General features: G+C 38.7%; 18 protein-coding genes and 2 riboswitches. Of the genes, 5 read left to right on the top strand and 13 right to left on the bottom strand.

All coding sequences use genetic code 11. From position 1 onward, the window contains the following. Window positions 1-88: 88 nt before the first annotated feature. From MHH37_RS01545 to MHH37_RS01535, 3 genes are read left to right on the top strand one after another with little or no spacing between them, the layout of a single operon-like run. Window positions 89-571 carry a hypothetical protein gene (locus MHH37_RS01545; RefSeq protein WP_342574712.1) on the top strand — a complete coding sequence of 161 codons (483 nt, stop codon included), beginning with the start codon at window positions 89-91 and terminating at the stop codon, window positions 569-571. Window positions 572-582: 11 nt separating this feature from the next. Beyond that, window positions 583-1,026 carry a hypothetical protein gene (locus MHH37_RS01540; RefSeq protein ID WP_342574711.1) on the top strand — a complete coding sequence of 148 codons (444 nt, stop codon included), beginning with the start codon at window positions 583-585 and terminating at the stop codon, window positions 1,024-1,026. A gap of 1 nt (window position 1,027) precedes the next feature. Next, on the top strand, window positions 1,028-2,635 hold the full coding sequence (locus tag MHH37_RS01535) for a pilus assembly PilX N-terminal domain-containing protein (protein WP_342574710.1): 1,608 nt from the start codon (window positions 1,028-1,030) through the stop codon (window positions 2,633-2,635). A gap of 173 nt (window positions 2,636-2,808) precedes the next feature. On the opposite strand, the gene MHH37_RS01530 is transcribed toward MHH37_RS01535, so the two are convergent. The 4 genes from MHH37_RS01530 to MHH37_RS01515 form a co-directional block, all read right to left on the bottom strand. Continuing rightward, window positions 2,809-4,098 (bottom strand): nucleobase:cation symporter-2 family protein, encoded by a 1,290-nt coding sequence (locus MHH37_RS01530; RefSeq protein WP_342574709.1) that lies wholly within the window; start codon window positions 4,096-4,098, stop codon window positions 2,809-2,811. Window positions 4,099-4,188: 90 nt separating this feature from the next. After that, window positions 4,189-4,761: a xanthine phosphoribosyltransferase gene (locus tag MHH37_RS01525; protein ID WP_008408004.1), complete on the bottom strand. Its 573-nt coding sequence runs from the start codon at window positions 4,759-4,761 to the stop codon at window positions 4,189-4,191. A gap of 142 nt (window positions 4,762-4,903) precedes the next feature. Next, window positions 4,904-5,005, bottom strand: a riboswitch (purine riboswitch). A gap of 125 nt (window positions 5,006-5,130) precedes the next feature. After that, the gene (locus MHH37_RS01520; RefSeq protein ID WP_008408003.1) at window positions 5,131-5,826 is read right to left on the bottom strand and encodes a hypothetical protein; all 696 of its coding nucleotides are present in this window, start codon (window positions 5,824-5,826) and stop codon (window positions 5,131-5,133) included. Between the two features lie 250 nt (window positions 5,827-6,076). Continuing rightward, complete coding sequence (locus MHH37_RS01515; protein WP_065217524.1) at window positions 6,077-7,534, bottom strand: amino acid permease; 1,458 nt, start codon at window positions 7,532-7,534, stop codon at window positions 6,077-6,079. A 92-nt stretch (window positions 7,535-7,626) separates the two neighbouring features. Beyond that, a riboswitch (Lysine riboswitch) is annotated at window positions 7,627-7,807 on the bottom strand. A gap of 155 nt (window positions 7,808-7,962) precedes the next feature. Here MHH37_RS01515 and MHH37_RS01510 point away from each other — a divergent pair. Both MHH37_RS01510 and MHH37_RS01505 read left to right on the top strand, forming a co-directional pair. Beyond that, window positions 7,963-9,162: an MFS transporter gene (locus tag MHH37_RS01510; protein WP_008408001.1), complete on the top strand. Its 1,200-nt coding sequence runs from the start codon at window positions 7,963-7,965 to the stop codon at window positions 9,160-9,162. Window positions 9,163-9,223: 61 nt separating this feature from the next. Further along, on the top strand, window positions 9,224-9,778 hold the full coding sequence (locus tag MHH37_RS01505) for a restriction endonuclease (protein WP_008408000.1): 555 nt from the start codon (window positions 9,224-9,226) through the stop codon (window positions 9,776-9,778). Window positions 9,779-9,884: 106 nt separating this feature from the next. Here MHH37_RS01505 and MHH37_RS01500 read toward each other — a convergent pair whose 3' ends face one another. The 9 genes from MHH37_RS01500 to MHH37_RS01460 form a co-directional block, all read right to left on the bottom strand. Beyond that, window positions 9,885-11,000 carry a nitric oxide synthase oxygenase gene (locus tag MHH37_RS01500; RefSeq protein WP_342576196.1) on the bottom strand — a complete coding sequence of 372 codons (1,116 nt, stop codon included), beginning with the start codon at window positions 10,998-11,000 and terminating at the stop codon, window positions 9,885-9,887. Between the two features lie 120 nt (window positions 11,001-11,120). Further along, complete coding sequence (locus tag MHH37_RS01495; protein ID WP_342574708.1) at window positions 11,121-12,098, bottom strand: zinc-binding dehydrogenase; 978 nt, start codon at window positions 12,096-12,098, stop codon at window positions 11,121-11,123. 89 nt (window positions 12,099-12,187) lie between these two features. Then, on the bottom strand, window positions 12,188-13,714 hold the full coding sequence (locus MHH37_RS01490; RefSeq protein ID WP_342574707.1) for a tripartite tricarboxylate transporter permease: 1,527 nt from the start codon (window positions 13,712-13,714) through the stop codon (window positions 12,188-12,190). A 19-nt stretch (window positions 13,715-13,733) separates the two neighbouring features. Beyond that, window positions 13,734-14,198: a tripartite tricarboxylate transporter TctB family protein gene (locus MHH37_RS01485; protein ID WP_087617091.1), complete on the bottom strand. Its 465-nt coding sequence runs from the start codon at window positions 14,196-14,198 to the stop codon at window positions 13,734-13,736. 59 nt (window positions 14,199-14,257) lie between these two features. Then, a complete protein-coding gene (locus MHH37_RS01480; protein ID WP_342574706.1) occupies window positions 14,258-15,277 on the bottom strand; it encodes a tripartite tricarboxylate transporter substrate-binding protein in 1,020 nt (339 codons plus the stop codon). 177 nt (window positions 15,278-15,454) lie between these two features. Beyond that, window positions 15,455-16,144, bottom strand: a complete 690-nt coding sequence (locus MHH37_RS01475) for a response regulator (protein WP_008407992.1) — start codon at window positions 16,142-16,144, stop codon at window positions 15,455-15,457. Between the two features lie 5 nt (window positions 16,145-16,149). Next, on the bottom strand, window positions 16,150-17,733 hold the full coding sequence (locus MHH37_RS01470; RefSeq protein ID WP_008407991.1) for a sensor histidine kinase: 1,584 nt from the start codon (window positions 17,731-17,733) through the stop codon (window positions 16,150-16,152). A gap of 224 nt (window positions 17,734-17,957) precedes the next feature. After that, window positions 17,958-19,163, bottom strand: a complete 1,206-nt coding sequence (locus MHH37_RS01465; RefSeq protein ID WP_342574704.1) for an RtcB family protein — start codon at window positions 19,161-19,163, stop codon at window positions 17,958-17,960. Continuing rightward, window positions 19,156-19,422, bottom strand: coding sequence for a hypothetical protein (locus MHH37_RS01460; RefSeq protein WP_342574702.1), 267 nt, complete (start codon window positions 19,420-19,422; stop codon window positions 19,156-19,158). The genes MHH37_RS01465 and MHH37_RS01460 overlap by 8 nt, the downstream gene beginning before the upstream one ends. Window positions 19,423-19,501 lie beyond the last annotated feature (79 nt).

The following is a 19,501-nucleotide window of genomic DNA, read 5'->3' as shown; positions in this document are numbered from 1 at the left end:
AATTAACTTTTCCTATCGCGTAATATAAATGGTTTGTTTAGTGTCATTCCATTTAATTTAAACCCAAGAGAAGAAGGGGGGGTATCTTGTGAGATTACTGAAAGAAGAGCGTGGGATTTCTTTAGTGGAAGTCGTAGCTTCTATTGTATTAATTACGATTATTTTGATTTCTTTTTTCGGGCTCTTTCTTCAAACCAAGAAAACTAATATACAATCTGAAAATATTAGCTCATCTACTTATATTGCTCAAGTTGAAATGGAAAAAATTTATTTATTCTCTAAAACGGTTGCACGTAATACAATTTCAGCAAGTTCCAACTTCAACAATGGTTACATACTACAACAACAAGTTTCAGGAAGTTGTAACAGTACCTCAAAAACTGATTTTAGTTACAGTGAAAAATACACCTACTCAAAACCAGTAGATAATTATTTAGTAAATTTAGATGTTTCTATACTTTGCAATTATCCCCATTTAACAACTATTAAAATTACAGTATTCGAACTAAGAGACGGACAAGAAATTATAAAAACAATTATAGAAAATGCGTACACATGGAAATCAAATTAAAGGGCTGATAAATGGTGAAAAACAAAGTATTTAACAACTCAAACGGATTAACGTTAATTGAGATAATGGCAATTGTAGTTATCTTAAGTATTATTGGTATTTTTGCTGCAAATATCATGATTTCTAGCATTAATATAAATAGTCAACAATCTGCTGAATCGAAGGAGATTACTGATTCTTCTTACATTTTAAAACTGATCACAAAAGATTTAAGAAGTACGTCTAGTATCGAATACAAATCGAATAAATATATTTTTAAAGATGATGCAGAAAACCCAATTGCAACCTACACATTTAATCCAACCGATAAGAGTTTAATGAGAAACAGTTCACAGATTGCCAATGAAATCGGTAATTTTAATATTATCGATAATTCAAACTACGGTGTACGAATCAATTTTTCTTTACACGGTGAAAACTATAAAACTGATATCGCCTTTAGGAAGGGGGATTAATATGAGGAATTCGAACGAACAAGGCTATGCTCTTTTTCTAACTATTTTAGTTTTGTCTTTAGTCTCTGTTTTAGGTATAAGTTTAATTACAATTACTAGCAATGCAAATAAAATAACTGTTTCTGAACGCTCCGACCAATCACTATACTATATTGCAGAAACTGGTATAAATTTAGAAAAAGCCAAAATTCTTCAAACAATCGAGCAAATTTACGACAAACTCCAATCGGATATTAATGACCCTGATGAAAATAAACAAAAAAAAATTATTGAAGAGCATGGTAGCATTAATAATTACTATTTCTCTCTAATTAAAAATAACTACTGTAAAAAGTATAATGACATTATTGGAGATGCCACACAAACAAAATGTAATAGTACTAATCGCTATACGAACTCCTACTTACTTGAGCAACAGTTTTCAGAGCAACCTATATCAGATACAGTAGTTGATTTTTCATGTAAGTCGACAGAATGTACATTTACAATATCGGCAGTTGGAAAATTTGAAAAGAGTAAACAAAGCCGAGAACTGAAACAAAAACTTGAGGTGAAATCACCAAACTATACTGAAGGTTCGGAGGAATCTGGAGGTTCTGGAGGCACAGGCTCAACCCAACTTTCTGATTATAATGCTATTACAAAAGGAAATATCAACTTATCTGGAAGTAGTACTATTAACGGTAGTGCTGCCTCCTTAAATGGAACACTTAGTTTAGATGGCGGTGCTAGGGTAAACGGTAATGTTAGTGTTTCCGATCCGAGTAAATTTGTATATCCGTCTTGGATGGGGGATTTTTCTGGAAAACTAAAAGCCCCGATTTCATTAGATATCGATTCGCTATTACCAGCATATCCAACTAATGAAGCTCTAAGACTATCACAACTAAAACTACCTGATAACCTAGAAGTTGCAAAGGATCAATGGAATAAAACAAATGTTATTAATGATGGTAATTTTTTAGCAACAAATTGGATAACTAATAATTATGTCTATAATTTACAGCAGGATACACGATTCAAGAAATTTGAAGTAGATGCTAATAATAAACTTACTCTAAATATTGGAAGTAACACTGTTAATTTATATGTAAATGACTTTAATATCAAACAAGGACATATTAAAATCCAAGGAACTGGTAATTTAAACATCTTTGTGAAGAATTCTATTAATATTAAGGGCTCCTTTAATAATCAACTTACTGCAAATCTTAAACAACTAAATATTTTTTACGAAGGTACTACAGGACCTACATTTAGTAATGAAACAAAACTTTATGGCTCTTATTTTAGTAAAACAGCAGACATAACTCTAACTGGAGGGGCTGGTTTTTATGGTAATATATATTCTGGTGGTCGTAACATTACAATTAGTGGTGGCGTTCCTACCGAAGGGCAATACATTGTAGCACCAAAAGCTAAACTTAATTTACTAGAAGGTGGTAGCATTAAGGGATCTGTAATTGTTGACAATATTATAGGTAGTGGAGGAACTTCGATTAATAATGGCAAGCCAATTGTCCCACTCCCAACCTTACCATCTTATATTCCAATTCGAATTGAAGATAGTAGTAGTTTTATAAAAGAGTTAGCAATAAAAGAAATCTGATTTCCCACATCGGTTGCACCTACAATTCTGACAACTCATCATAATTCATAAATGCATTGGTGAACTTGAATTTACACATTCCGGATCAAAATCAACATTAAAAATCCCACAGAAAAGCTAACTGCTTAACTTTTCTGTGGGATTATTTTATTCATACTATTTGCTTGCTCTTCCTACTCCATCACATGCATCGGATCAACACGCTTCGTCCCAACCATGTTAAACAACACATTCAAGAAGATCGCAGTTACAGACCCAGCAACAATCCCATTAGAAGTCAAAATCGACATCCATGACGGAAGGTTTTCGAAAATGCCTGGTACTGTGGCAACGCCGATTCCTAGACCGACACCTAGTGCTGCGACCATTGCGTTTTCCATTGATTTTTGGATTTCCGGTGCAAGCATTTTCACACCTTGTGTAATAACCATACCGAACATTGCCAACATCGCTGCACCTAGTACTGGTGTTGGGATGATCGTTGTTAATGCTGCCAGCTTTGGCAGGAATCCTAGTGCTACTAGCATACCACCTGTAATGAAGATGACTTTGCGGTCGCGTACGCCTGACATTTGGATCAGTCCTACGTTTTGTGAGAATGTTGTATACGGGAAGGCATTGAAAATACCACCGATGATCGATGCTAGTCCTTCTGCACGGTACCCTTTTGATAAGTCTTTTGAAGTTAAATCTTTTTTTGTAATATCACTTAATGCATAGTAAACACCTGTTGATTCAACTAGTGATACCATTGCCACCAATGTCATCGTTAAAATAGCAGAAGCATTGAATGTTGGTGTTGCTAAGTAGAATGGTTGCATAATGTGCAGCCAAGAAGCTTCGGCAACTGGCGTAAAATCAACCTTGCCCATGAAAATGCCGATCACCGTTCCTGACACCATACCTAGTAAAATAGCAATTGCACGAACGAAGCCAACTGTGAAGCGGTAAATTACTAAAATAATTAATAATGTAATAAACGCTAACGCCACATTTGAACCTGATGCAAAGTCTGCTGCCCCTTGTCCTCCAGCCATATTGTTAATGGCTACTGGAATTAAGCTGATTCCGATAATCGTTACGACTGAACCTGTTACAACAGGAGGGAAAAACTTAATTAGTTTCCCGAAAAGACCACCGATTAATACGATAATCAAACCAGATGCGATAATCGCGCCGTAAACATCACCTAAGCCGCCGCCAGAACCGATTGCAATAATCGGGCTTACCGCTGTAAATGTACAGCCTAATACAACCGGTAATCCAATTCCGATCACTTTACCTTTCCATACTTGGAACAGTGTTGCTACCCCACACATGAAAATATCGATTGCGACTAAATATGTCATTTGCGCTGAACTGAATCCTAATGCCCCACCGATAATTAACGGTACTAAAATGGCTCCTGCATACATTGCCAACAGATGCTGAATTCCAAGCATTGTTGCTTTCGTGTTATTCATAAAAAGTTTTCCTCCAATATATGTGTACTCTTGCTGAGTCAATTTACATCGTTTGAACTTTATTACCTTTTAGAAATATGTGCTGCTTAATTAATCGTAAAATTCTACTTTGCCGTTAGCCAATGATTTAATATTCGCCAATGATTCAATTCGCAGTCCTTGCTCGCGTAAAATTTTGCCGCCTTCTTGGAAGCCTTTTTCAATTACAATACCTGCACCGACAATTGTTGCTCCTGCCTGGTTCGCGATATCGATCAAGCCTTTTAAAGCTTCGCCATTCGCTAAAAAGTCATCAATGATTACGACATTATCATCCGCCGTAATAAACTTATTCGATACCGAAATTTCGTTCGTCTCGTTTTTCGTGAACGAATGTACTTTTGATGTGTACAGGTTGTCCGTTAATGTCAGTGATTTGCGTTTGCGCGCAAAGACAACAGGTGCACCTAGTGTTAACCCTAAAAAAGTTGAAGGGGCAATACCAGATGATTCGATCGTCAATACTTTCGTAATGATTTGGTCCGAGTAACGCTTCGCAAATTCGTCTCCGATTTCTTTCATTAATAACGGGTCAATCTGATGATTTAAAAATGAATCTACCTTTAACACTGTATCTGAAAGCACTTGGCCCTCTTTTTCTATTTTTTCCTTTAAAAGCTTCATGATAAAAGCTCCTTCCCATTTGAATGTAAACAAAAAACTCGAAAGGCAAGCTCCCTACGTTGAGTGGAGCAAGACTTCCGAGTAAGTTCAAAAGTAATAACAAATGTTTTGTGCAAATATATAATAATTGGACAAATACATTCATTAAGCATGCTTCACTCATAGTCGGTTTATTTACGGTAATCCGGTAGAAACTTGCAAGCCTTATCCTTGCTATTATATGAGTGGCGAATATTTAATTTAACAATATGAATGTTCCAATTATAATCATGGAAATGCTAGTTTGCAATAACATTTAAATAATAAAATTATTCTTATTTTTCGGAAATTTAGTTAAAAAGTAAATTTTATTAGGGATAATGTTCGGTTTTAAGCATTTTTCTGTAAAATTTTTGATAAATTTTCTTTAAATTGTTCGAACTTCGAACCATCCGTACCGAAGTAGCTCATGCTGCGCGTAACGAAAATCGATACCTTTTTGCCATCTTCATAAACCATTTCCGCAAACGGGCCGGTCTGTTCGAGTAATTGCACTTTTGTTTCATCTTCATTATAAATCACTAAACGGTCAGCATACCGCGCTTTAAATTGCTCGTATGCGGCAGTCCCTTGCAAAATAATAATTTCCGGCAGAAACTCATCCATTACTTCTTTAAAAATGTGATTTCCCCGCTCAAAGTTAGCGGTATCCTCTTTTTTAGCTACTTTCGCTTCATCGGCTGATTCCAGCTGATATGTATTCAGCGACGTATAAATGAGCGATTCGTGATGAGTGTTTTCCAGCCAATTTTCAAACTGCAATGAGCCTTTAAATTCACGGGGTGCCCCTTTAATTTCACTTAAATATAGATCCTGGAAAAGATCTCTGTTCACTAATGACTCTGCAAAAGTCTGCTCACTCCGGTCTTCCACTTTAAATAACGGTACTGCATGCGAGCTTACTAGGAAAATACGGGATTTGTACGGGTTCTGTTTTGTGAGAAACGGTCGATACATCACCTTTTTATTATCTTCCCCTGTTAACCAAGGATATACTTTTTTATAGAAACCTTTTGAAATAGGCATGTTTTCACTTCCTTATTCTTCAGCGCTACTCATTTTTTTATTTCTTTTATAATACCACTGTTGCAGCAATCGTACTCGGGAAATTTAATCCTCACTAATCTACTGGTTATCCTCAATCAGTCTAGCATAATACTCAATCACTCTCACTTATTCCTCACTCCCTTTGTATATTCCTCACTTCAGGACAAATAATCCTCAATACAACAAAAAACGCAATGAAAGCCTATAAGCTCGCATTGCGTTTCAGAAATTATTTATTTGATAAATCGCAGTCCTGTAAAGGAACGATTTTCGTTTTATGTTTAAATTTGTAGCCAAACCATAAAGCGGCAAACAATGGTAAGCCGATATATGAAACGACGACACCGTACCAGTCAATTGTTCCGCCCGTAAATGCCATATAGTTTTGACCTAGCACGACAATCATACATAGGGCAAACGCGAATAGCGGTCCGAATGGGAAGAATTTAGATACATACGGTAAATCGCTCAATGAATGTCCTTGTGCGACATATGCACGGCGGAAGCGGTAATGACTAATGGCAATGCCGAGCCAAGCGATGAAGCCGGACATACCGGAAGCATTCAACAGCCAAATGTAGACAACACCGTCACCGAAAAACGATGCCAGGAATGCTAACGAACCAACTGCTAATGTAGCTAAAAGTGCATACATTGGAATACCACGCGATGTTACTTTCATGAAAAGTTTCGGCGCTTTTCCATCTACCGCTAACTGATAAAGCATACGACTCGCTGCATATAACCCTGAGTTCCCTGCAGATAACATCGCCGTTAAAATAATGGCATTCATAACAGATGCCGCAAACGCCACACCTAGGTTTTCAAATACTAATGTAAATGGACTTGTCGCAATATCTTCAGATAAAAGACGTGAATCCGTATACGGGATCAGTAATCCAATTGCACCGATCGCGAAAATGTAAAACAACAGAATACGCCAGAATACTGAACGAACTGCTTTTGGAATGTTTTTGCCTGGATCATCTGTTTCCCCTGCCGTTACCCCAAGCATTTCCGTACCTTGGAAAGAGAAACCGGCTGCAAGGAAAATACCGAACAGTGCCAGGAAACCGCCATTAAACGGTGCGTCATCTTTAAAGAAGTTCGTGAAGCCGACCGGATCGTTCCCACCTAAAATCCCGAAAATCATTAAGAAGCTGACAATGATGAACACGATTACTGTCGCGACTTTAATCATCGCAAACCAGTATTCCGCTTCACCGAAAGCTTTTACCGATGCCAAGTTAAATGATAAAACAACTACAATAAATAAAATGGTCCATAACATGGAAGAACTGTCCGGGAACCAGTATTTCATAATTAACGACACAGCCGCAATTTCTGCTGCAATCGTAATTGCCCAGTTGTACCAATAGTTCCAGCCAAGCGCAAAGCCTAAAGCCGGATCAACAAATTTTGTTGCATACGTACTAAACGAACCGGATGTTGGCATATACGCAGCCATTTCCCCTAATGATGTCATTAGGAAATACACCATAACGCCGATCAGCGCATATGCGAGCAATGCCCCACCAGGACCCGCCTGTGCAATCGCACCACCTGATGCTAAGAATAAACCTGTACCGATCGTTCCGCCAAGCGAAATCATCGTTACATGGCGACTTTTTAAACTTTTTTTCAACCCGTTATTATTACCGAGCTGATCTATTTTAATCTCACTCATGAATATAAAACTCCCTTTTTGTTTTGTTGGTGAAGTGTAAAAGAAAAACCACCACAAGTTTTTGTGATGGTTATAGTTACACCTCATCAAACTTGAAAGATAGCTCAACACATGCTCACACATGTGACAGTTCTGTTCCTTATCGGAAACAGCCCCAGCATTATTTTCAAGAAGAAAAACAACACTTCGGCAACCATTCCTTTCATAAAGCTTCACCGATTCTTCCTAATCTCAGCTATACTAGTCTTAATGATTGCGACCTCTACCTCATAATTTACATGAGGTAATGTTTTATTTAATTTAATTGAATCAATGATTAAAAGTCTAACATAACATTTTTTTGATAGCAATGGCTTCACCTTTATTCTGTTTTTTATGAGTATTCACACTACTCTAACATATATCAATATACAAAAGGAGAATCGAAAATGGACACACAACAAGTAAATCAAAATAGCAAAAAAATACTATCCAACCGACCGCTCATCTATTTTATGGTAGCCGTATTTTTATTTGCGACCACATTACGTACACCGATTACTTTGATTGGCCCGATTATTTCATTTATACGTGAAGGGCTTGGGATATCGAACTTTCTTGCAGGCTTTTTAACGACCATTCCTTTAATTGCCTTTGCGGTTGTATCACCATTTGCACCACGCATTGCCCGTAAGTTTGGGATTGAATGGACATTATTTTATTCCGTCATTTTACTTTGTGCAGGGATTTTACTGCGTTCGCTAGGGGCAACGTCTTTACTCGTTATAGGAACAATATTAATTGGGGTTGCAATTGCATTCGGGAATGTTCTTATCCCTAGCTATTTCAAATGGAAATTCCCATTACATATCGGATTATTAACAGGGATTTATTCCGTTTCAATGAACATTTCTTCCGGAATTGCTGCAGGCTTCAGTTATCCTATAGCGGCAAACGCAGGATGGCAAATCGCCGCAGGTATTACGATTATTTTAGGGATTCTTACATTACTAATCTGGCTGCCGATTTTGCGCCAGGAAAAAATTGCATTAAATATGCCGACATCGCAGACTAAGAAAACGCAAATGTGGAGGTCGCCGCTTGCCTGGGCAGTCGCTGGAGCAATGGGATTCCAGTCGTTCATATTTTACTGCTCGTCTGCATGGTTGCCGGAAATCTTCATTAGCCAGGGCCTTGATGCTACAGCGGCCGGGTGGATGGTATCCGTTATGCAGTTTGCACAAATTCCGATGACATTTATTATTCCGATTCTTGCAGGCAAAATCGCTTCTCAACGTCCGATCGTCATTTTCTTTACGATTTGTTACTTAGTCGGTTTTACTGGTGTCTTAATGGAATGGACAAGTCTTGCTGTCGTATGGATGATTTTATTAGGCTTTGCAGGAGGGGCTTCGTTTGGTTTAGTACTGATGCTATTTTCATTGCGCACAAAGACAGCCTATGATGCAGCTGAACTTTCCGGCTTCGCACAATCAATCGGTTATTTTGTTGCCGCAATCGGGCCAGTTTTGTTCGGCTTTGCACATGATTTGACGGACAGCTGGACAATCCCGATCGTGCTGTTTATTCTCATTTCTGTTCTATTGTTTTTGGCTTCCTTTATGAGCTCAGACAATCGTACAATATAACCAAACGTATGTACCCTTTTATGATATAATAATGGTAATAAATAAAAGGAGTACAGAACTATTGCGTAAAAAGAGAAGACGGAATAAAAAACGCCTGCCAGTAATCCCGCTATTTTTCATCGCATCGGCTGGTACAGCTGGTTTTTATGTAACGAAAACAGCTGAAGGCATCGGTATGGGAATTGTCGCTTATTTCGTTCTATATATTGCGTTTAAAATTTGGCTGAAATCGCTGAAGACGAGGAAATTGCGGAAGTCCGGCATTCGCGAAGTCGATAAAATGACCGGTGAAGATTTTGAAAGATTTTTAGGCGAATTATTTAAGCGCCGCGGATTTAAAGTGAGCTATACTGCAACGAGCGGTGATTACGGTGCCGACCTTATTTTAAAGGACGGAAAAGATATAATTGCAGTCCAGGCAAAACGCTATTCCGGTACTGTCGGAGTAAAAGCGGTACAGGAAATTATCGGGGCGGTAAAAATGTATGAAGCAACAGAGGCATGGGTTGTCACAAACAGTCATTTTACACGCCAGGCCGAAAAACTTGCCGACATCAATGACGTTTATTTAATCGATCGAGATGAATTGATTCAAATTATGTTAAATAAAAGGTAAGAAATAGGTGTGCAGAGGCTTTCGCTTCATGCACACCTATTTTTAATATGGCTGCTGATAAAATGAAACTTCAATCAGTGGGGGGTTTCTTCATCCCCACTGATTGTTAGTTGAACCAATCGGGCTTTTCCGGGTAGTTGGACTCCTGCCTAGAGGCAGGAGTCTTACTACCAGTTAATGCGGGATAAAAATAGTTTGGTTTTTTAATCGTGTTGGCAATCGGTTCATGATACAGGTCGGTCGTTGCAGGAGATAATGGCGGGACAAGCCATACCCAGTTCCCTGTTACTTCCCGGCCGCTTGCATGTTCCTGCTTTTGAAACAGCTGAAACTGCTGGGCAGCGGTATGATGATCAACAATACTTACGCCCGCTTTTTTAAACGAATGCAGCACCGCAACATTCAGTTCTACGAGTGCCCGGTCCTTCCAAAGCGACGCATTCATTGCAGTATCCAATCCCATTGCTTCTCCCACTTTCGGCAGAAAATTATAGCGGTACGTATCCGCCAAATTGCGCGCCCCGATTTCCGTCCCCATATACCACCCGTTAAACGGCGCTGCCTGAAAATCAACGCCCGCAATATTAAAACGCATACTCGAAATAATCGGTACTGCATACCATTTCATATTTAACTTTGAAAAATCATAATCCGGATGGGTAATCGCCACTTCCAGCACATGCTTTTCAGGAATTTCAAAAAACATTGGCTCCCAGTTATCTACTTGAATGACAAGCGGTAAAACATCATAGTTTGAACGTGCACCTTGCCAACCAAGATTTTCACATATTTTCGTAAACTCTATCGAGTCCGAATCTCCAACAATCCCATCATCTGTTTCATAGCCTGCATAGCGAATGAGCTGGTGGTTCCACACCCGTACACGTTTCGGGTCAAACAGTGTAATGGCAGGTCTGATTTTTCCGTTGTTTGTCGCAAAATCGATATGGTGTAGAAGCGCTTCATAAATTTCGACCTCATTTAATAAATGGCGCTGATCAAACACATTTAAACTATTCCAAAACAGGCGTCCGATACATTTATTGCTATTGCGCCATGCAACCCGTGCACCGTGCGTAAGCTCATCTGTCGTTAAGGTGAAATCAGGAAGATGCGCCTCTTTCATCCGTTCTTTCAGCCACTCTTCTGACTGCTTTGTTTCTTTTTTATATAAAGTTAGGAATTCTATTCGTTCATGCAATACAGTAGTCGTTGTTGCCATTGTTTCATCCCCTTCTAACCCCATTTTGGCGCCTTCGATAGGGAATCTCAACAATACAACAACCGGTTAAAACATGTATTTTTCATATATGACTAAAATTGTTCATAATGTTTGTATCTTTTAATTTTCATCTTTTATAAGGCGAATTAAAATCTTACCTTGATGCTTTCTACTTTCGATAAGGCGATGCGCCTCCTGAACTTCCTCTAAATCATAGACTCGCGCAATTGGAACGCTTAATTGTCCACCTTCAAACAATGGAATAATCCGCTCAACAACAGGAGCGAGGCGAGCAGGAGCTTCCTTACGAGTTGTACCTAAGCTGAAACCTTTTATATTTCGGCAGCTGTTGTGCACATCGCTTGTTGATATTACACCAGCTTTTCCACTACTGTTTCCAAACTGCACTAATGTGCCAAAATTAGCTAAGCATTCAAGACTTGCCTTTGTAACATCACCAGCGACCGAATCAAAAATCACTTGTGCGCCTTTACCATTAGTATGTTGCTTAACGCCATCTACAAAGCTGTCGTAAGTAAACATATCATCAGCACCTATACTCAGAACATAATCTTTCTTACTTAAATCACCGACAGTTCCAATGATTTTTGACACGCCATAATGTTTTGCCAACTTCACAAGCATTGTCCCCACACCACCAGCCGCGCTATGTACGACAATTGTATCTTCCTTTTGTACATCTCCAATTTGTTTAAGTAATATCTCAGATAATATTGTCACGGTTGGAAGTGCTGCAGCTTGTAATGGATCGATTGTTTCGGGAATTTTAAAGGTTAATGTTTCCATCGCGGCTACTACTTGCTGATAAGAGCCCCCATTAGGGAATGCGAAAACATAATCTCCCTTCTGAAATGCCGTACTTTTACTTTCGATGACGTGTCCTACAATATCTAAGCCTAATGTAATCGGAAATGTACTCTGACCTTTATTTCCCATGCGCGTTTTAATATCTGCATAATTTACGCTCGTATATAGCCCCTGTATTAATACTTCTCCCTTTTGAATGGCAGGTATTTCTACATCCTCCAAAATTAAGACATCTGCCGTTCCAGCTTTGTATTGACGTACACTTTTCATTTCACGCACTCCCCTTTATTTATTTCAAATAAAATAGCCGCCCGGATTCGGACGGCAACTCTTCGTTAAACAACACTTAGTAGCTTAACTCATCCTTCTTCATTAATAATTACATTTTTCCCACGTAATTTCATAAGAATCGGAATCAGTATCCATAAAACTGCAATAATTAAAAAGACTAATGAAAGTGGTTTTGCTACGAAAATACTGTAATCTCCATTGGAAATTGTTAATGCACGACGCATATTGTTCTCGATCATTGGGCCTAACACAAGCGCTAAAACTAACGGGGCAACAGGGAAATCATTTTTTGCAAAGAAATAGCCCGCAATCCCGCATCCTAATAACAAGAATAAATCAAACGTCGTATATTGAACTGCATATACACCAAAAAATGAAATGGCAATAATGATAGGCAGTAAAAATCTTTTCGGTGTTTGTATGATTTTAGCGAAAACCCGAACTAGCGGCATGTTTAATACAAGCAGCATTAAATTTCCTAGGAACATACTCGCGATCAAACCCCATGCTACATCTGGATGTTCCTCAAATAGTAATGGGCCTGGCTGAATATTGTACATAATGAACGCACCCATTAAAATAGCTGTCGTTCCTGATCCCGGTATTCCTAATGTTAAAAGCGGAATCATCGCTCCACCCGACGCCGCATTATTTGCAGACTCTGGAGAAGCAACGCCGGCAATGTTTCCTTTACCAAACGATTCCGGATTTTTGCTGATTTTCTTTTCTGTAATATAAGCAAAGAAGGAAGCAAGCGTCGCTCCTGCACCTGGTAGCACCCCTAAAAAGAAACCAAGGAATGAGCCACGTGTAATTGGTGCCGCGCTGTCTTTTAAATCCTGTTTTGTAGGTAAAATGCGATTAATTTTCGCGATTGGTTCATCGTTGCCATCCTTCTCGAAAATCGTTTTAAATACTTCACCTAATGCAAATAAACCTACTGCAACTGTTAAAAATTCAATTCCACTAAATAAAACCGGTTGGTCATATGTAAATCGGGCAATTCCTGAAACAGCATCTATTCCAATCGTTCCTAATAATAGGCCGAGAACCGTCATAATTAATGCCTTCGTAATCGATTTACCCGCTAAACCACTTACCGCTGCCAATCCTAACAGCATTAGCGAAAAATATTCTGCCGGACCAAAATTTATTGCTACTTTAGATAATGGTCGGGCTAATAAAACCAATCCGATCAATGCAATAATACCTGCGATAAACGATCCGATTGCCGCAATAGATAAGGCGGCTCCAGCTCTTCCTTGCCGTGCCATTTGATATCCGTCCAGCGTCGTAACAACTGAAGAAGATTCGCCTGGTGTATTTAATAAAATAGATGTTGTAGATCCACCATACATTGCACCGTAGTATACTCCCGCCAGTAAGATGATTGAACTAGTTGCAGCCATTTCTATTGGTAACCCTGACGTTAATGTAGCCGTAACAGGAATTAATAGTGCAACCCCACTCATTGGGCCAATCCCTGGTAGTACGCCTACAGCTGTTCCAATAACTACACCTAATAATGCGAATAATATATTATGCCATTGAAAAGCAATAGCAAACCCATCTAATAAGTACTGTATCGTTGACAAATTAGCTCCTCCTTTCTATTTAGAGTGGGAATTTAGGCAATGATCCGCCTAATACGTTGACGAAGCCGAAGTAAATAATTGCTGAAAATGCGGCTGCCACTATAATTGAGCTAACCCACTTTCCTCGTTCAAGTGTTTGAAATGAGATTAATAAAAATGCAAAGGTCGTAACTAAATAACCTAGTTTTTCAAGTAAAAATGCATAAGCAACCGCTGAAACAAAAATAATCAGGAATCGCTTATAATTAGAGGAGCTCTCCCCTTCTTTATCTTCAGCAATTTTATACATCGCCTGATGACGAATCGTTTCAAAAAATAGTAAAATACTTAATATAATTAGAGCTATTCCTAATCCAAACGGAAATGTACTCGGGCCTATTTGAGAGCCGTACGCACTTGTAGATATTTTTTGGGATTCGACGATAATTAATATTCCTAGCACTAAAAACACAACACTAGCAACACGGTCAAATTTTAAATTCAACGTTGTACACCTCCTGTAAAGAAGATGTGGGCAATAAATATGCCCACATCATAGTTTCATTATTTTTGCATACCTAAAGCTGTTAAAATTTCAGTAATCGTACCTTCTTGTTCTTCAAGGAATTTCGTGAAATCATCACCTACACGGAAGTCTTGTGCCCAGCCGTTACGCTCTAATTCTGCTTTCCATTCCTCTTTATCATTTAACTCTGTTAACTTTTCAACCCAATATTCCTTTGCTGTATCAGACATATCTTTCGGTCCGAAAATACCGCGCCAAATAGTAAACTCTGCTTCAATCCCTAAGTCATATAATGTCGGGATCTCTTCCAAACCTTCAAGTGCTAATTTTTCAGGTGATGTAACTGCCAATACCCGAACGTCTCCACTCTTTACATAAGGTGTTACAGTTGAAATATCTGTTCCGATCGCATCGGCATTATTCCCTAATAATGCGGCCATCGCTTCCCCGCCGCCGTCATAAGAAACATATTTTACGGCTTTTGGATCAATGCCGTACTCATATGCAGGTAAAATTGTAACTAAGTGATCCATTGAACCTGGAGCGGAACCGCCAGCCATTGTAAGCGCTGTTGGATCTGCTTTAATAGCATCCAATAAATCGGTTAACGATTCGTAAGGAGAGTCAGCACGAACAACAATTGCACCAAAATCCTTCGTTAGCTGTGCTAAAGGTGTTGTATCTTTATATCCGTAAGGGCTATTCCCTTCAGCTTTTAAGTTATTAATTAAAATCGGTGGTGATTTTACCATTAACATATGGTCGTTTTTTGCTTCTTTTGTCGCGTAAGTTGCCATGAATACGGCACCACCGCCACCTGGTTTGTTTTCTACTGTTATCGGTTTTTCGATTAATTTTGTTTCATTCATAACTTTTGCAATCGAACGAGATGTTAAATCCCATCCCCCGCCAGCCCCGGATGGTGCTACGATTGTTAAGTTACTTGTTGGATAGTCTTTATCGCCTGATGATGTCCCCTCACTATCAGTACACGCTGCCAATGTCAGTGTTAACGCCGCTGCTGAAAATAAAGTTAGCAGCTTCTTTTTCATTGTCATAAAAATAGTCCCCCTTCTGTCTCACGCGTTATGTAAGCGTTATCTTAATTAAAAAGGATATTGTGTCTTTTTTATATATAACGAAACTATTGTCTTTTATTTTCATAGTGTCTATATTGTTCATATTGTTCACGACATAAAAAAGAGCATGTCCTATTACGACATACTCTTGTTTGTTTATTTTTTTATAAAGTACCGGCGCTCTGGTCTGCCGACGTAGCCATAAATATGCTCAACAAAAATTACTTTTTCATCCATTAGATGCTCCAAATAACGCCTCGCTGTAGTTCTGCTGATCCCTATTTCTTTGCCAAGTTTTTCAGCAGTAATTCCTTCATCGCAATTTTGAATATAGGTCACCACTTTTTCTTTTGTAACAGAATCAATGCCTTTAGGGTTGCTTCCCTTTTCCAGTTCACTCGCATATGTAAGGTTATTCCACAGTTTTTTTATATCCTCAGCCTGTAAGCGGTCGGTTGAACTAAGTATTGTTTTTTTCTCTTTATATTTGAGAAGGCATTCTTTAAAACGCTGTAGTGTTAAAGGCTTTAATAAAAAATCAATCACACCGCTCGCATATGCCTTTTTTACAATTTCAACCTCCGCTGCTGCCGTGATTAAAATAATATCGGTATCCATATCCTTTTGCTTAATATAATCGATTAGTTCTGTCCCCAAATTATCGGCAAAGTAAATATCCAGCAAAATCAAATCCGGCTTTATTGTATCCAGCCAAATTTTTGCTTCTTCTATTGTATGGGACATTCCTATCGTTTTAAAACCATCAATTTGCTCAAGAAACTTTTCATGTATTTGAGCAATCCGCATATCATCTTCAACGATTAGTACTTCAATTGTATTCCCCATACGACTCACCCCTCTTTTGGAATTGAAAAAATGAATAGTGCCCCACCCAATTCTCCACTCTCAATTGCAATTGAACCATTTAATTTTCTCAGGTTTTCATCGACGATAAACAAGCCATAACCCCGATGCTCTTTGTCTTTTGTTGACTGTTTTTTTTCAAATATATTGTTGATTACTTGTTGATCGATCCCATTCCCTGAATCTTCAATTTCACAGATGACTTCTTTTTCATCCTCGTAAATATAAATTCGTACGATACGTTCTTCTTCATCTAAATGCTCTACAGCTTCAAAGGCATTGGTCACTAAATTTCCTAGTACTGATATGAGTAGATGCTTTTCAAGATGTTGACCCAGTTTCCCACAAAAACTATCTTCATCTAGTAATAACGTAACCTTTAATTCTTTCGCTCTATTATAAAACCCAATGATTAGACCACAAATAAACGTATCTTGTATTTTTTCGTTTAAAAAGGATATTAACGCGTGATTCCCAAGTCGCTCAGAATGAATCAAGTAGAGGGCTTCATCATATTCCTTCAGTTGAATCAACCCTGAAATCGTATATAAAAAGTTATTGTATTCATGTGTCTGTGCCCGTAACGATTCGATATATTGTTTTACTTGTGACAGCTCATTGGCAACTAAATCAATTTCTTCAAACGGTCTAAAACTGGACACAGCACCGGTTACTTCGCCATTATTAACAATCGGAACACGGTTTACTAATGTTTTAACACCATTAATGGTCATCATTCGGTCTAATTGTTCATGACCGGATTCCATCACTTTAATCAAATGTGTATTCGGAATAACTTTACTAATATTTTCGCCTATTTCAGAATCCCCGCTCCTTAAAATCGCCTTCGCAGAATGATTAATCAATGTAATGGTCCCTTCTCGATCAACCATAATAATTCCTTCTCGAATCGATTCCAATATCGCATTTCGCTCGGACAATATTTTAACGATTTCCTGAGGTTCGTAATCCAATAATTGTGCTTTTGTTTTATTGGAAAAATAAGTGGAAAGAATAATAGATAAAACAATCGTAATGAAAAATATTATTATTAAATACTTGGAATAAATGATATTTGCTGAAAAGATATCAGCAAATAAAAAGCCAACTGAAACGACACCAATGATTTCCCCATTTTCATCTTTTACAGGTGCCTTGCCGCGTAATGCTTTACCTAATGTACCTTCCGCATTTGATATGTAAGCTTCTCCATCGATAAGCGCTTTAGCATTATCGTCACCAACCATTTTTTGACCGATTCGTTCTTTTACTGGGTGGGCATACCGGATTTCCTTTTCATCACCAATGACCACATATTCGGCATTAACACTTTGCTGAATTTGCAGTGCAATTTTTTGAATTTCTGCTGATGTTTGGGGTTGCTTCAGTCCCTCTATAATATCCGGGTGCTTCGCAGCGACTTGTGCTACGCCAAGTGCACGCTCACCTATTTCTTTTTCCACGATTTCCCCAATAATAAAATAGGTTGAAACTAAACTTACTAATAAGATCATGGCGGCCAGAATCGTATTGTACTTGAAAAAACGAAAATTTAATGAGCTTCTTTCCATATGCTATTACCCCTATTTTGGCAGTTATTACTTTAGATGATTATAGCATAAGAATTTTCTCTTAATTCTAACAATTGGCAAACTCCTGCAATATATGCAAAATGAGCTCAGGTTATACGGAATGCTGCCAAAAGCGAATAGCCACTTGACGCCGAATAATTAAGGCGCCAAGTGGCTACATTGTCGTTTTTAAAAGTTATCTATTTAATATAGTGATCAATACACTATCTCTTCCATTTATCGCTAGCTTTGAAATTATAGATCGGAGTCACGTGCTTTTGGATTGTCACCGTTTCTCCGATTTGCTCAACAATTTCCTGCATCGGCTTATAGGCCATTGGTGCTTCGTCGAGCGTTTCCTCACTTACCGAAGTTGTCCAAATCCCTTGCATAGTCTGTTTGAAATCATCCATCGACAGGTTTTTCATTGCGGCTGTCCGCGAGTAAATGCGGCCTGCTCCATGTGGGGCGGATTCATTCCAGTCGGCATTCCCTTTTCCGATACAAATAAGCGAACCGTCCCGCATATTCATCGGAATGACGAGTTTTTCATCCTTTGCCGCACGCACTGCCCCTTTACGTAAAATCATGGCATCCGTATCAATGTAGTTGTGTACGGAATCAAACTGCTCCGCGAACTCCCACTTCATATGTTCGGCGATTGTCTTGGCAATATGCATACGGTTTTCATATGCAAAACGCTGCGCCAGTTTCATGTCGGCAATATAATCCTGAAACAGATCACCTTCTAAATAAGCTAAGTCCTTTGGCACAACCGGATTTTCGTTCTTATAGGCTTTAATCATTTTCTGAATGTCCTTGCTGTTACCGGCTTCTTTCAGTGCTGCAATTCTTTCGGTTAAATCTTCGCGCTGCAACGACTCAAATGCACGCTTCTGATGCCAGTTCGCCACCTTTGCCCCGACATAGCGTGAGCCCGTATGGATCAATAAATAATGAATACCGGTCTCATCTTTTGCAAGCTCGATAAAATGATTGCCGCCGCCCAATGTACCTAGTGAGCGTCCTGTATACTCATTTTGCAAGCCGCGTGCGATGAAGTTTTCGTTTGCAAAAAGTTCAGCGTCCTTTATATTTAGCGCAGCTTCATGGATTTCATTACCACTTGGTACGAAACGTCGGATCGTTGTATCGAGTTCATTAAAATCAATTGTGCCTTTACCGATTTCCGAAACGAGCACTCCACACCCTACATCAACACCGACGAGATTAGGTACAACGCGGTCATTCAACTGAATTGTTGTGCCGATTACACAGCCTTTTCCGGCATGATAGTCAGGCATTATTCGAACTTTTGTCCCTACCATAAATGACTGATTGACGAGTTCATCAATTTGCTGAATCGCCGCTTCCTGTGGTGTATTCGTATAAATTTTAGCGTTTGTATACTTTCCGTTAATTTCAATCAATGTTGTTCACACCTTTCTTTTTTAAACTCAGTATTGCGAATAAAAGAAGTGCTACTCCGATATAGCTTCCAAGCAGATATATTGCGGACCCTTGGTTAACTAATCCGAAAGCCACTTCAGATTGCAGCACAACCGGATCCGGTGCAAATTGCGGTTTGTAGAAATATGTTTGTATCAATCCGATTAACAGCTGTGCAGCGAAATAGAGAATATGTAAGAGCAGTGCCCCAATGAATGCGAATAGGATTTTACGTTTCATGCCAGACCTCCTTTTGCGAACATAATTGTTACTATTTACGAGTGGGGGTGAGGAGAAGTTTCATAAATTTTTCCTGTAT

Origin of the sequence: Solibacillus sp. FSL K6-1781, assembly GCF_038630735.1 — a bacterium.
In the GTDB taxonomy this organism is placed as follows: Bacteria; Bacillota; Bacilli; order Bacillales_A; family Planococcaceae; genus Solibacillus; species Solibacillus silvestris.
Note: the sequence above shows the minus strand (reverse complement) of the source record. Positions and strands in the feature narration are given on the sequence as shown.

Coding starts and splice junctions, on each gene's coding strand:
- MHH37_RS01540 (WP_342574711.1), top strand. CDS start 583: ATGGTGAAAAACAAAGTATTTAACAACTCAAACGGATTAACGTTAATT.
- MHH37_RS01535 (WP_342574710.1), top strand. CDS start 1,028: ATGAGGAATTCGAACGAACAAGGCTATGCTCTTTTTCTAACTATTTTA.
- MHH37_RS01530 (WP_342574709.1), bottom strand. CDS start 4,098: ATGAATAACACGAAAGCAACAATGCTTGGAATTCAGCATCTGTTGGCA.
- MHH37_RS01525 (WP_008408004.1), bottom strand. CDS start 4,761: ATGAAGCTTTTAAAGGAAAAAATAGAAAAAGAGGGCCAAGTGCTTTCA.
- MHH37_RS01520 (WP_008408003.1), bottom strand. CDS start 5,826: ATGCCTATTTCAAAAGGTTTCTATAAAAAAGTATATCCTTGGTTAACA.
- MHH37_RS01515 (WP_065217524.1), bottom strand. CDS start 7,534: ATGAGTGAGATTAAAATAGATCAGCTCGGTAATAATAACGGGTTGAAA.
- MHH37_RS01510 (WP_008408001.1), top strand. CDS start 7,963: ATGGACACACAACAAGTAAATCAAAATAGCAAAAAAATACTATCCAAC.
- MHH37_RS01500 (WP_342576196.1), bottom strand. CDS start 11,000: ATGGCAACAACGACTACTGTATTGCATGAACGAATAGAATTCCTAACT.
- MHH37_RS01495 (WP_342574708.1), bottom strand. CDS start 12,098: ATGAAAAGTGTACGTCAATACAAAGCTGGAACGGCAGATGTCTTAATT.
- MHH37_RS01480 (WP_342574706.1), bottom strand. CDS start 15,277: ATGACAATGAAAAAGAAGCTGCTAACTTTATTTTCAGCAGCGGCGTTA.
- MHH37_RS01475 (WP_008407992.1), bottom strand. CDS start 16,144: ATGGGGAATACAATTGAAGTACTAATCGTTGAAGATGATATGCGGATT.
- MHH37_RS01470 (WP_008407991.1), bottom strand. CDS start 17,733: ATGGAAAGAAGCTCATTAAATTTTCGTTTTTTCAAGTACAATACGATT.
- MHH37_RS01460 (WP_342574702.1), bottom strand. CDS start 19,422: ATGAAACGTAAAATCCTATTCGCATTCATTGGGGCACTGCTCTTACAT.